This is a genomic window from Pantoea dispersa (assembly GCF_035783935.1).
In the GTDB taxonomy this organism is placed as follows: domain Bacteria; phylum Pseudomonadota; class Gammaproteobacteria; order Enterobacterales; family Enterobacteriaceae; genus Pantoea; species Pantoea dispersa_C.
Map to the genome: position 1 here is coordinate 930,176 of NZ_JALKOV010000001.1, position 12,143 is coordinate 942,318.

Annotated in this window: 8 protein-coding genes; 6 read left to right on the forward strand and 2 right to left on the reverse strand. The window is 59.5% G+C overall.

Annotation, left to right across the window (positions count from 1 at the left end):
* Positions 1-103 precede the first annotated feature (103 nt).
* Entirely contained in the window at positions 104-892 is a 789-nt protein-coding gene (fabI, locus tag MXF20_RS04530; protein WP_021505963.1) for an enoyl-ACP reductase FabI, read from the forward strand.
* Positions 893-1,086: 194 nt separating this feature from the next.
* Positions 1,087-2,217 (forward strand): oxidoreductase, encoded by a 1,131-nt coding sequence (locus tag MXF20_RS04535; protein ID WP_325967847.1) that lies wholly within the window; start codon positions 1,087-1,089, stop codon positions 2,215-2,217.
* Here MXF20_RS04535 and MXF20_RS04540 read toward each other — a convergent pair.
* Complete coding sequence (locus MXF20_RS04540) at positions 2,214-3,110, reverse strand: LysR family transcriptional regulator (protein WP_325967962.1); 897 nt, start codon at positions 3,108-3,110, stop codon at positions 2,214-2,216. The genes MXF20_RS04535 and MXF20_RS04540 overlap by 4 nt on opposite strands.
* 188 nt (positions 3,111-3,298) lie before the next feature.
* Positions 3,299-4,888 (reverse strand): PTS transporter subunit EIIC, encoded by a 1,590-nt coding sequence (locus MXF20_RS04545; RefSeq protein ID WP_325967849.1) that lies wholly within the window; start codon positions 4,886-4,888, stop codon positions 3,299-3,301.
* A gap of 247 nt (positions 4,889-5,135) precedes the next feature.
* On the opposite strand from MXF20_RS04545, the gene MXF20_RS04550 reads away from it, so the two are divergent.
* The 4 genes from MXF20_RS04550 to MXF20_RS04565 all read left to right on the forward strand — a co-directional run bounded on the left by MXF20_RS04550 (position 5,136) and on the right by MXF20_RS04565 (position 12,047).
* Complete coding sequence (locus MXF20_RS04550; RefSeq protein WP_325967850.1) at positions 5,136-7,445, forward strand: FdhF/YdeP family oxidoreductase; 2,310 nt, start codon at positions 5,136-5,138, stop codon at positions 7,443-7,445.
* Positions 7,446-7,571: 126 nt separating this feature from the next.
* Positions 7,572-9,506, forward strand: coding sequence for an exoribonuclease II (locus MXF20_RS04555; RefSeq protein ID WP_325967851.1), 1,935 nt, complete (start codon positions 7,572-7,574; stop codon positions 9,504-9,506).
* Between the two features lie 185 nt (positions 9,507-9,691).
* The gene (locus MXF20_RS04560; protein ID WP_325967853.1) at positions 9,692-11,758 is read left to right on the forward strand and encodes a carbon starvation CstA family protein; all 2,067 of its coding nucleotides are present in this window, start codon (positions 9,692-9,694) and stop codon (positions 11,756-11,758) included.
* The gene (locus MXF20_RS04565; protein ID WP_325967854.1) at positions 11,751-12,047 is read left to right on the forward strand and encodes a YbdD/YjiX family protein; all 297 of its coding nucleotides are present in this window, start codon (positions 11,751-11,753) and stop codon (positions 12,045-12,047) included. Before MXF20_RS04560 ends, MXF20_RS04565 begins: the two co-directional genes overlap by 8 nt.
* The last annotated feature ends 96 nt before the right edge of the window (positions 12,048-12,143 follow it).

Below are 12,143 nucleotides of genomic sequence, written 5' to 3' on the forward strand. Positions count from 1 at the left end.
CCATTTGATACAGACGTGCTAGAATCCGCACGTCGATTAACGTCGGTCGCACAATTCTTAATCATCGCGACCGCCAACAACAATGACCATAAGGATTACAGCTATGGGTTTTCTTTCCGGTAAGCGCATTCTGATTACTGGCGTTGCCAGTAAACTTTCCATTGCCTACGGTATTGCGCAGGCGATGCACAAACAGGGCGCAGAACTGGCTTTCACCTACCAGAACGACAAACTGAAAGGTCGCGTGGAAGAGTTCGCTAAAGAACTGGGTTCAGACATTGTTCTGCCGTGCGATGTGGCAGAAGACGAGAGCATCACTGCCCTGTTCACTGAACTGGCAAAAACCTGGCCGAAATTTGACGGTTTCGTTCACTCCATCGGCTTCGCCCCGGGCGACCAGCTGGATGGCGACTACGTGAACGCCGTTACCCGTGAAGGCTTCAAAATCGCGCACGACATCAGCGCCTACAGCTTTGTCGCGATGGCCAAAGAGTGCCGCGCGATGCTGAACCCGAACGCAGCACTGCTGACCCTCTCTTACCTGGGTGCAGAGCGCGCGATCCCGAACTACAACGTGATGGGTCTGGCAAAAGCGTCGCTGGAAGCCAACGTGCGCTACATGGCGAACGCGATGGGTCCGGAAGGCGTGCGTGTCAACGCCGTGTCTGCTGGTCCAATCCGTACCCTGGCCGCATCCGGCATCAAAGATTTCCGTAAGATGCTGGCACACTGCGAAGCGGTAACCCCGATTCGCCGTACCGTCACCATCGAAGACGTGGGTAACTCTGCGGCCTTCCTGTGTTCAGACCTGGCAGGCGGCATCACCGGTGAAGTGGTGCACGTTGATGGCGGCTTCAGCATTGCCGCGATGAACGAGCTGGAACTGAAATAAGTTCTGCGGGCGAGCCAGGTGCTCGCCCTTTTTATTTTCTCTCCCCGCCTTATAGCCGCACGCTATTAATTATTCCCCATCATTCTTTTGCCGTGGACAGCCGTTCAGCGACGATAAGCTAGCCCTTGGGTGGCGATGCGCTTTTCAGATTTGCCCGTTGTGCACTCAGTCCGTTTTTTGCGAAAGGAATGACCATGGAACACCGCCGTTCTCCCGGCCATGACCACTGGTTTTATGAAAGCCAGACTCGCCCGCATACCTCCGCTGCTGCTCCGCTGGTACCCGAAGCCGCCCATATTGACGACCGTTTTCTGCTCGGCCTGCAGCAGGAAGCCAGTGCGCTTCAGCCGCTGCTGCAGCGCTTTCAGCCGGTGCTGCAGGCAGCACGCGATCTGAGCCACACGCTGCTGCCCGACGCGGTCAGCACTTCACTGACCCACACTTTGACGCTGTACGATCGTCTCAGCACCGCATTGACGGTGGCGCAGGTGGCTGGCGTGCAGCGGCTGTGCAATCACTACTCGGCGCGGCTCAACCCGTTGCCGGGCCCGGATTCTTCGCGTGAGAGCAATAATCGCCTGACGCAAATCACCCAGTATGCGCGCCAGCTGGCGATGCAGCCTGAGCTGATAACCGCCAGCAGCATCAGCGCGCTGGATGCAGTAGGCCTGACCGAGCCGGATATCGTCACGCTCAACCAGGTGGTGGGTTACGTCAGCTTTCAGGCGCGCGTGGTGGCCGCGCTGCAGGCGATGATGGGCCTGCCGGTGCGCTGGATCCCTGGCGTCACGCCGCCCGCCGACGCCGATGCGGTGCTGTTCAGTCACGACGCCGTCTGGCAGCACGCCATCAAACCGGTCGAGTTGCGCTATGCCAGCGCTGACCAGCTGGCGGCGGTGACTTTTTGTCAGGGCATGGCCGGACTCGACGACGCGGTCTGGCTGCTGTTGCATGATGCCCAGGCGCTGTATGGCTGGGCGACGCTGCGCCAGCGGCTTGAGGCTGGATTCGGCACAGAGGATAAGCTGGCTCAGGCGGTCAGCGCGCGCGTGCTGGGCTGCCGCCGCCAGTTTGCGCAGCTGGCGGACGCCTGGCGGGAACAGCTGCTGCAAGGTGTGGAACAAGCCGGCGACGACGACCTGACGCAGCAGGTGATTGCGCTGAGCGCCCAGCTCACCCGGCTGCCAGAGCGTTTCAGTGCCGCTCACCTGCAGCCGCTGTTGAATGCAGGCTGGAACAGCGATCGCCTGTTCACGCTGATGCTGGCGGTGGCGTTTGCCAGCTGGCAGGATCGCCTGCTGATGGCGCTGGGCGAGACGCGCTAGTCCGCAAGGTGACGCCGCGCCTCGTCGAAAAAGTGCTGCGACAGCGGCGACGCCCTGCCCGGTTCGGCAATCACCAGCGCCGCCTGACGCCCCATCGGCGCGATATCAATCGGCCGGCGCGCCAGATGGTGCAGCATTTCCGGTAGCAGATGGCCGCAGGGCGACACCATCACCCCTAAGCCAACCTGCGCACTCTGAATCAGCTGCATCACCGAGGCGCTTTCCACAATTACCCGCGGCAGCACGCCGGTTTCACGCAGCTGACCGTCGAGATAGCGACGGAAATAGCGTGTCGGCTCCGCCAGGCACAGCGGCTGGCTCGCCAGCGTGTGCAGCGACAGCCGCTCATGCGGCAGCAGCGCCGGGAAGTGATCGGGATGGAAAATCGCTTCGACGCCGCGATCGTTGAGAAGCGCGGTCTGGAAATGCAGTTCACGCAGTGAGGTCAGTTCAAAAAAGCCGATACCGCCGTCCACGGTGTGGCTGTTAAGCGCTTCCAGCAGCTGATCGGCGCTCATGGCGGAAACGCGATAGTCGAGCTGCGGATAGCGGGCTTCTACCGCTTTCAGTAACGCCGGCAGCGCCACGCTGCACTGCGGCATCACGCCCAGCCGCAGCGTGCCGTTGACGCCATGTTTGAGCGACTCCACTTCCAGCTTCAGCCCCTGATACACCGAGACAATTTCGCGCGCCCACGTCAGCACGCGTTCCCCTTCCGGCGTGAAGCCGTCAAAGTTGTTGCTGCGGTTGATCAGCGACAGGCCCAGCTCACGCTCAAGGTTTTTAAGGCGCATAGAGAGCGTAGGCTGGCTAACGAAGCTGGCCTCCGCCGCCCGGCCAAAATGGCGCTCACGCTCCAGATTGCACAGATAGATCAATTGCTTGATGTCGATTTTCTTGTCCACCGTCGAATTTTATCGCGTTATGGTAGCAAAACTCACCGCGCACCAACGCGCACTCAGCGAAGAAATTTCTGCTTTATCGGGCGATTAGACAAGGTGGGAGACGCGGGATGAATGCGCAGACGCGCCCGGGCGCCCGGCACAGCGCTCCCGCTGGCTGTACCGGTAAGCCGCCGGCGTCAGGCGACGCCGAGCGCGGTTTTCACCTCATTGGCGATCTTCTCCACCTGCGGCCCATAGATCACCTGTACATCGTGCTCGCTGACGCGGTTGACGCCGTTCGCGCCGGTCGACAGCAGCGTTTGATCCACCACCTCTTTCATCTCTTTAACCCGCACGCGCAGGCGGGTGAAGCAGCAATCGACGTCCTCTATATTGGCTTCGCCGCCCAGTCCGCTGATGATCACGCGGGTGCGTTCACCCGCTGCCACCTGCTGCGGTTTGGTTTCGTCTTCCGATTCGCGCCCCGGCGTCTCCACCTGCATGCGGGTAATGACAAACCGAAATCCCCAGTAATAGACCGGGGCGTAAATCGCACCCAGCACCAGCGTCCACCACCAGTGGGTTTTACTGCCGCCGAGAATGCCAAACACCAGCAGATCGATAGCACCGCCCTGCACGTTGCCAATCATCAGATGCAGCATCGACATCAGCATAAATGACAGGCCGGTCAGCAGCGCATGCAGCACGTACAGCACCGGCGAGACAAAGATGAAGCAGAATTCGAGCGGTTCAGTGATGCCGGTGGTAAACGAGGTCAGCGCGCCGGCCAGCACCAGCGCTTTGACCCGCTGCTTATGTTCCGGTTTGGCGGTGTGATAGATAGCCAGTGCGGCAGCCGGCAGACCAAACATCATCACCGGAATTTTGCCCTGAGCGAGAAACTGCGTGGCGGTGCGCACGGTATCATCCGGAATCGCGCCGGGATGCGTCAGCGAGGTATTAAATATATTCAGCGCGCCGACGATGGTCTGGCCGTCTACCGTTGCCATGCCGCCAATGGGCGTAAAACGCACGGTTTCATTGAGAATGTGATGCAGGCCGGTTGGAATCAGCAGGCGCTCGCAGGCGCCCAGCAGAAAGGCACCGTACTGGCCGCTTTTACCGATCATCTGCCCGATCCACGCGATGCCCTGGCCGATGGTGGGCCAGATCAGCGCCAGCAGCACGCCAGCCAGCGGCAGCACCACCACCGTCACGATGGGCACAAAGCGGCGGCCGCCAAAAAAGCTGATCGCCGTGGGCAACTGCTGGGTGTAAAAGCGATTATGCAGCACCACGGTGAGCAGACCGGCAATCACCCCGCCGAGCACGCTCATGTTGTAGGTAAAAATGCCAAGCATGTCGATGTACTCGGCCGAGGTCATCATCGCATGGGTTTGATCCATGCCTGCCTGCTGCAGCGCCTCTGGCGTGGTGGTGGCCGCCGTTAGCCCTTTTGCCGCCAGCGTGGCGCTGATGCCGACATTCATGGCGATGTAGCCAATCACTGCAGCAAAGGCGGCGGTGGGCTTCTCTGCTTTGGCCAGCCCGATGGCGCTGGCGACGGCAAAGAACACCGGCAGATTAGCGAACAGCGCGCCCGCTACCTTACGAATAAAACCGATGATCAGCTGCGGCACCTGCATACTGACGAATGCCTCGCCGGTGATCGCCGGATTTTGCATCGCGGCGGCGAGACCGAGAAAGATACCGGCGGCGGCAATAACCGAGATCGGCATCATTAACGCTTTGCCGAATGCGTGAACCTGACTGGCGAGTTGCTTCATGGATCGCGCCCTTTTACTTACAGAAAGAGCAATTATTAGTCAGTAATCGGTAACGCACTTAACCCGTGGCGCGCGGCAGCCGGTAATTTATGATAGCGATCACGCTTTTGCCGCTGCCGCGCGATAAACGTTAACTATCGCACCATTAAGTCAATCAATTAGACAACTTTTGCCGCCAGTCGCACACTTCTCACCAACAGAAGTCATATTCTGATAACAATTCATAAACAATAAGCCTGCGACTATCATGAAATTTAAACGTAAAATTCAGCCCTATCGCGCCGCAGCGGGCGGCTGGGGCTCGCTGGAAGCCACCACCCGTTTCGTCCTTGACAGCAAAGCCGCCCTGAAAAATATGCGTAACCTGATGCGCATGAACAAAGCGCGTGGCTTTGACTGCCCGGGCTGTGCCTGGGGCGATGACAACAAAAGCACCTTCAGCTTCTGCGAAAACGGCGCGAAAGCTGTGACCTGGGAAGCGACGCGACGCGTCGTCGAGCCTGAGTTTTTTGCCCGCCACAGCGTCAGCACGCTGTATCAGCAGAGCGACTATTTCCTTGAGTATCAGGGCCGTCTGACCCACCCGATGCGCTACAACAGCGCGACCGATCACTACGAGCCAATCAGCTGGGATGACGCCTTTGCGCTGATTGCACAGCATTTGCAGGCGATGGACCATCCGGACCAGCTGGAGCTGTACACTTCGGGTCGCGCCAGTAATGAAGCCTCCTGGCTGTACCAGCTGTTTGGCCGCGTGCTGGGCACCAACAATTTCCCTGACTGCTCCAACATGTGCCACGAAGCCAGCGGCACCGGGCTGAAGCGCAGCATTGGCGTCGGTAAAGGCACCATTCGTCTGGACGATTTTGACCATGCCGACGCGATTTTTGTTTTTGGTCAGAACCCGGGCACTAACCATCCCCGCATGCTGCACAGCCTGCGCCATGCCGCCGATCACGGCGCGAGAATCGTGACCTTTAATACCCTGCGCGAACGCGGTCTGGAACGTTTTGCCGATCCGCAAAAGCCGCTGGAAGTGGTGACATCGATGGCCGGCAACATCAGCTCCGCCTATTATCAGCCCAACCTCGGCGGCGATATGGCGGCGGTGCGCGGGATGGTAAAAGCGCTGCTGGAAGAGCAGCGTAAACGGCTGGCCGCCGGTGAAGCAGGCATCTTCGATCAGGCCTTTATTGATGCCAATACTCAGGGCGTGGAGCAGTATCTGGCCGCCGTGGACGACACCCGCTGGGAGCAGATTGTGCAGCAGTCGGGCCTGAGCGAAGCCCAGATTCGCGAGGCCGCCGCTATCTACCAGAGTGCCGAACGCGTGATCGTCACCTGGGCGATGGGCATTACCCAGCACAAACATTCGGTCGATACCGTGCGGGAAATCGTTAACCTGCAGCTACTGTTTGGCCAGCTCGGTAAACCGGGCGCTGGCCTGTGTCCGGTGCGCGGCCACAGTAACGTGCAGGGCAACCGTACCATGGGCATCGACGAGAAACCGTCCAGGCCGTTCCTCGATGCGCTGGGTGCCCATTTTGATTTTGAACCGCCGCGCGAGCACGGCCACAACACGGTTGAAGCGCTCAACGCGATGCTGCGCGATGAAGTCAAAGTGCTGATTGCGCTGGGTGGCAACCTCGCCGCGGCGGCACCGGACTCGCCGGTTACCGAAGAAGCGCTGCAGCACTGCGGCCTGACGGTGCACATCAGCACCAAGCTGAACCGCAGCCATCTGGTGCCGGGCCACGAAGGGCTGATTCTGCCGACGCTGGGCCGTACCGAGCGCGATCGCCAGGCCAGCGGCAACCAGTTCATCACCGTGGAAGATTCGTTCAGCATGGTGCACGCGTCAGAGGGCGTGGGCATTCCGCTGGCGGAGACGCAGCGTTCGGAGACGGCCATTGTGGCCGGGATCGCGCACGCCACGCTCGGCAGCGACCACATCGACTGGCTCGGCATGGCCGCTGATTACAACGTCATTCGTGATCATATTGCGGCGACCATCCCCGGCTTCGCTGATTTTAACCGTCAGTGCGATATTCCTGGTGGTTTCTACCTCGGTAACGCCGCCGCCGAACTGCGCTTCAATACGCCATCGCGACAGGCGGAGTTTAGCGCAGCCGCCCTGCCGACCTCGCTGTTCCCGCAGCTGGGCAATGACGTTGAAGTGCCGTTCACGCTGCAGACCTTGCGCTCACATGACCAGTACAACACCACCATTTACGGCCTCGATGACCGCTATCGCGGCGTGTACGGGCAGCGTGAAGTTGTATTTATCCACCCGGAAGATATGGCGTCGCTTGGCTTCAGCGAAGGTCAGCTGGTCGACATTGAAACCCTGTGGAATGACGGCCTGACGCGTCGTGTCAGCGGCTTTAAGCTGGTGCCGTATAACATTCCGCGCGGTAACCTTGCCGCCTACTATCCGGAGACCAATCCGCTGGTGCCGCTCTCCAGCTACGGTGACGGCAGCGGTACGCCCACCTCCAAATCGGTACCGGTGAAGCTGGCGCTAACCGCCGCTGCACCAACCCAGCGCATCGCCTGAGTTCTCCGCGTTGCCAGAAAGTAAAAAGCCGCGTAAAGCGGCTTTTTCGCCTGTTTTAGCCTTGCCGCGCGGACCTGATTCGCGTAAAACTGTCCACCGCTCTTAGGCCACGAAACTAAATATATTATGTTCCAGGATAACCCGCTGCTCGCGCAGCTGAAAGAGAAGCTTCACGCGCAGACCCCGCGCGCCGAAGGTGTCGTGAAAGGCACGGAAAAAGGCTTTGGCTTCCTCGAAGTTGACGCTCAGAAAAGCTACTTCATTCCCCCTCCGCAGATGAAGAAAGTGATGCACGGTGACCGTATTGCCGCCGTGATCCACACTGACAAAGACCGCGAGAGCGCGGAGCCGGAAACCCTGATTGAGCCGTTCCTGACGCGCTTTGTCGGCCGCGTGCAGAAAAAAGATGACCGCCTGTCTATCGTGCCGGATCATCCGCTGCTGAAAGACGCGATTCAGTGCCGTGCGGTGCGTGGACTGACCCACGATTTCCAGAACGGCGACTGGGCCGTGGCAGAGATGCGCCGCCATCCGCTCAAGGGCGATCGCGGTTTCTATGCTGAACTGACCGAATTTGTTGTCACCGCGGACGATCACCTCGCGCCGTGGTGGGTCACGCTGTCGCGCCACAATCTGGAGCGTGAAGCGCCGGAAGTCGGCTTCGGCGACATGCTGGATGAACAGCTGCAGCGCGAAGATCTCACCGCGCTGAACTTTGTCACCATCGACAGCGCCAGCACCGAAGATATGGATGATGCGCTGTATGTCGAAGAGCTGGCGGAAGGCAAGCTGGCGCTGACCATCGCCATTGCCGACCCGACCGCTTACGTTGCCGCCGGCAGCGAACTTGATCAGATGGCGGCCAAACGCGCCTTCACCAACTATCTGCCGGGCTTCAACATCCCGATGCTGCCGCGCGAACTGTCGGATGATGTCTGCTCGCTGCGCCCTAACGTTAAGCGTCCGGCGCTGGTGTGTCGCGTTACCGTGCTGCCGGACGGTAGCCTGGCTGACGATGCTCACTTCTTCGCCGCGTGGATCGAATCCAAAGCTAAGCTGGTGTATGACGAGGTGTCGGACTGGCTGGAAAACAGCGGTAACTGGCAGCCGGAAAATGACACCATCGCGCAGCAGATTCGCCTGCTGCATCGCCTGTGCCTGGCGCGCAGCGAATGGCGCCAGACCCACGCGCTGGTGTTTAAAGATCGTCCTGACTACCGCTTTGTGCTGGGTGAGAAAGGCGAAGTGCTGGATATCATTGCCGAACCGCGCCGCATCGCCAACCGCATCGTAGAAGAAGCGATGATTCTGGCGAACGTCTGCGCCGCCACGGTGCTGAAAGAGAAACTTGGCTTCGGTATTTACAACCTGCACACCGGTTTCGATCTCGCGAACGCAGAACAGGCGGCGGGCGTGCTGGCCGGTCACGGTATCACCGTGGATCCGCAGGCGATTACTACGCTGGAAGGTTTCCGTCAGCTGCGTCGTCAGCTGGATGCTCAGCCGACCCAGTATCTCGACAGCCGGATTCGCCGTTTCCAGAGCTTTGCGGAAATCAGCACCGAGCCAGGCCCGCACTTCGGCCTCGGCCTCGAAGCTTACGCCACCTGGACCTCACCGATTCGTAAATTCGGCGACATGATCAACCACCGTCTGCTGAAGGCCATCGTGCGCGGCGAAAGCATTGCACGGCCGCAGGACGACGTTACGCTCACCATGGGTGAACGTCGCCGTCTGAACCGCATGGCCGAGCGCGATGTCGGTGACTGGCTGTACGCGCGCTTCCTCGCGCCGTTTGCCGGCAGTGACCGCAAGTTCAGCGCCGAGATCATCGACGTTTCCCGCGGCGGCATGCGCGTGCGCCTGCTGGAAAACGGCGCGGTCGCCTTTATCCCTGCCCCGTTCATTCACGCCGTGCGTGACGAACTGGTGTGCTCACAGGAGAGCGGCACCGTGCAGATTAAAGGTGAAGTCGCCTACCGTGTGACCGATGTGATTGATGTGACCATCGCCGAAGTGCGCATGGAAACACGCAGCGTGGTGGCCCGTCCGGCCGCCTGAGCATGAAATCGTGCGGGATAACAGCCGTTATCCCGCATTTTTCCCCGCCCGCCTGAGCAGTTGTTAAATTTGTTTCCCGCTTCACACTTCTGATCCGATTCCCTGTCGTTAACAATTCATTACATTACTTTTAACTTGTTGTATTCCGATCGCCTATTTTCCCGGTCCCTACAAGGAGTTAACTCATGAACAACGTCAAAACCGGATTGATCTGGTTAGCGGTGGCGTTAATTGGTGCGGCAGCGTTTGCCATGCTGGCGCTCAGTCGCGGCGAGCACGTTAACGCCGTCTGGCTGGTGATTGCCTCCGTCGCCTGCTACAGCATCGCGTATCGTTTCTACAGTCTGTTTATCGCCAGGCGCATCTTTGAGCTGGACGACCGGCGCCGCACGCCGGCAGAGCGCTTCAATGACGGACTGGATTATGTTCCTACCAACAAATGGGTGCTGTTTGGTCACCACTTTGCCGCTATCGCCGGGGCCGGACCGCTGGTCGGGCCGATTCTCGCCGCGCAAATGGGTTTTCTGCCCGGCACCATCTGGATTCTGGTCGGCGTGATGCTGGCCGGCGCGGTGCAGGATTTTCTGGTGCTGTTCATCTCCACGCGCCGCGATGGCCGCTCGCTGGGAGAAATGGCGCGCCAGGAACTGGGCTCGTTTGCCGGCGTGGTCACCATGCTGGGTGCGCTCGGCGTGATGATCATTATCCTCTCCGCGCTGGCGCTGGTGGTAGTGAAAGCGCTGGCCAATAGCCCGTGGGGATTGTTCACCATCGCCGCCACGATTCCGATTGCCCTGTTCATGGGCGTCTACATGCGCTTTCTGCGCCCGGGTAAAATCGCGGAAGTGTCGATCATTGGTTTTGTGCTGATGATGGCCGCGATTATTTACGGCGGCGATGTGGCGGCCGATCCGTACTGGGGACCGATCTTTACCCTGAAAGGCACCGAGCTGACGTGGGTGCTGGTGATCTACGGTTTTGTTGCCTCGTCGCTGCCGGTGTGGCTGCTGCTGGCACCGCGTGATTACCTCTCCACCTTTTTAAAAATCGGCGTAATCATCGGGCTGGCGGTGGGCATTCTGTTCGCCATGCCGGAGCTGAAAATGCCGGCGGTGACGCGCTTTATCGACGGTAGCGGCCCGGTGTTCTCCGGTGCGCTGTTCCCATTCCTGTTTATCACCATCGCCTGCGGCGCGATTTCCGGCTTCCATGCGCTGGTATCGAGCGGTACCACGCCGAAACTGGTGGAGCGCGAAAGCCATATTCGCTTCATCGGCTATGGCGCGATGCTGATGGAGTCGTTTGTGGCGATCATGGCGCTGATTTGTGCCTCGGTGCTCGATCCTGGCGTCTACTTTGCCATGAACTCACCGGCGGCGCTGATTGGCACCACGGTGGAGAGCGCGTCTCAGGTGATTAATGGCTGGGGCTTTGTCGTGACGCCGGAGATGCTGAGCGGTATTGCCGGGGAAGTGGGCGAAAGCACCATTCTCTCGCGTGCCGGTGGCGCGCCGACGTTTGCCGTCGGGATGGCGCATATCATTACCGAGGTGTTTAACAGCCGCGCGATGATGGCGTTCTGGTATCACTTCGCCATTCTGTTTGAGGCGCTGTTTATCCTGACCGCCGTCGATGCCGGCACCCGCGCCTGCCGTTTCATGGTGCAGGACCTGGTCGGCACCGTGGTGCCTTCACTGGCCAACAACCGCTCGTGGCTGGGCAATATGGCCGGTACCACCGTGGCGGTGGCTGGCTGGGGTTTCTTCGTCTATCAGGGCGTGGTCGATCCACTCGGCGGTATTAACACCCTGTGGCCGCTGTTCGGTATCGGTAACCAGATGCTGGCGTCGATGGCGCTGATCCTCGGCACCGTGGTGCTGTTCAAAATGAAAAAGCAGCGCTACGCATGGGTAACGATTGTGCCGACCGCCTGGCTGTTTATCACCTCAATGACCGCCGGCTGGCAGAAGATTTTCCATGAAAAACCGTCAATTGGCTTCCTCGCGCAGGCGAATAAATTCCGCAAAGGTCTGGACGAAGGCGTGATCATCGCGCCGGCGAAAACTGTGGCAGATATGCAGACCATCGTGTTCAGCAACCAGATCAACGCGGCGCTGTGCGGCTTCTTTATGCTGGTTGCGGTAACCATGCTGATTGCGGCGTTCTTCGTGATTCGTCGCGCGCTGCGCAGTTCGGTGCCAACCACCCATGAGTCGGAAGTGTCACTCCGTCAGGAGGTAAGAAATGTCTGAGGCCATTTTACGCTGGAAAAAACCGCACGGTCGCTGGCAGATTCAGCAGTGCTCACCGCTGCTGTCCAGCGCCCCTGCCGCACCGCGCGCCCGCTGGCAGCGTCTGTGGCAGGGGTTACAGCAGAGCTTTCGGTTGATGGTGGGCGTACACGACTATCAAACTTATCTGAAGCATATGCGCGAAAAACATCCGGAACAGACGCCCATGGATGAACGCGCTTTCCATCGTTACTGTCTCGACGCGCGCTTTCCCAGCCAGGCGGGTAAACTCGGCAAGTGCCCGTGCTAAGCTTTCAGCCCCGGATTCCGGGGCTTTTTCGTGCCATTCTTTAATAAAAACAAAAATATATTCAGTTTGCATCTTGTGCTGACGCAGGAGGTTGAA